We start from the raw sequence: 1,154 nt of genomic DNA, 5'->3' as shown, positions 1-1,154 counted from the left end.
TTTAGATGACTCGTTTACCCCTTCTCATATTCCAAAGAACTTTGTATTAACCGTGAAACCGTTCTTTGGACAAGCCAAAGAGATTTATAAGCTATGGGGGAAAGCCATGCTAGCTTATCGTATCACCCGTTTAAATGAGCCTTTGGAAGAATTAACGCCATTAGTCGTCCAAGCCTTTAAAGAATCGATTTTTGCTCATAAACATAAACGTATTAAAGGCTCTTTTAACGCCTATTTCTTTGGTACGCTCAGAAACATGATGACGATTGAAAAACGAAGAGAAATCATGAATAACGATCCAATCTTTCTGCAGTTTAAGGCCTACATGGAATCTTAATGGCCCTGTTTAAAAAAACAGGAGCCTTTAAGGCTGTTAAAGTTGCCTTAAAGGCAACAAGAGCGTCACTAAGGAAACATTAAATACGAAAACAGAGTAAATTGGATAGTCAATCAAATGTAAATTAATACTTAAAACAATACTGTTGAGTACATTTACATCTAATTTACTCACTTTTGGCTTTTCACTCCCTGGCCCGCCGGGCACTGGTTATTGATCTGCAGCCATCCGTTGGCTGTCTGCCGTCCTGCCGAATGATCACGGCATTCCATGCTTCCATTCCGTGATCATTCGGCAGGACTATAGATAAATAACCCACTTACCTTTCCTCATGAAATGGAATAGGTAGTGAGTGCTGGCGGGCGGGGAGAGATAGGGAGTAGAGAGTTAAGTAAGTGTAAGGTGAGTAGAAGAGTGAGTGATTAAGTAAAGGAGAGGATGAGAGAGTAAGGGAGAAAAGAGTTAGAAGAAGGATGAAATAAAAAGGTATTGGAGGATAAGTGGAAGTCAGTATAGAATGAGGTAAATGGAAAAAAAAGGAGAAGATAATGATTTTATTGCCTTTTCTAGTAGCTGTTGTGATAGGAATTGTTGTTTTATTGGTTACATGGTGGTTTAAGAAGATGAATTTTTCTTTATTTGTGCGACTGATACCAGGAGTTTTAACCATTGCAGCGGCCGTTATCCTATTTTATATTGGCTTTGTCAATAGTAGGGGATTTGAAGGCGCAGCCTACGGAATTCTGGCCTTCTTTTTAATGATTTTTGCTATAGCTTCGTTTGTTATGGCGAAAGCAAGGAAATGAGATGCATAAAA

Annotated in this window: 1 protein-coding gene and 1 pseudogene; both read left to right on the top strand. The window is 38.8% G+C overall.

Annotation, left to right across the window (positions count from 1 at the left end):
* A pseudogene (locus B1A98_RS20020) lies at nt 1-337 on the top strand (transcriptional regulator); the annotation flags it as partial.
* A gap of 548 nt (nt 338-885) precedes the next feature.
* The gene (locus B1A98_RS20015; RefSeq protein ID WP_125474344.1) at nt 886-1,143 is read left to right on the top strand and encodes a YesK family protein; all 258 of its coding nucleotides are present in this window, start codon (nt 886-888) and stop codon (nt 1,141-1,143) included.
* The last annotated feature ends 11 nt before the right edge of the window (nt 1,144-1,154 follow it).

Origin of the sequence: Pseudobacillus badius (genome assembly GCF_002189605.1) — a bacterium.
GTDB lineage: Bacteria > Bacillota > Bacilli > Bacillales > Domibacillaceae > Pseudobacillus > Pseudobacillus badius.
The sequence above is the reverse complement of the archived record's forward strand: the minus strand, read 5'-3'. Positions and strand labels throughout refer to the sequence as shown.

What these genes read in the sequence shown, in the direction of transcription:
- B1A98_RS20015 (WP_125474344.1), top strand. Translation starts at nt 886, where the DNA reads ATGATTTTATTGCCTTTTCTAGTAGCTGTTGTGATAGGAATTGTTGTT.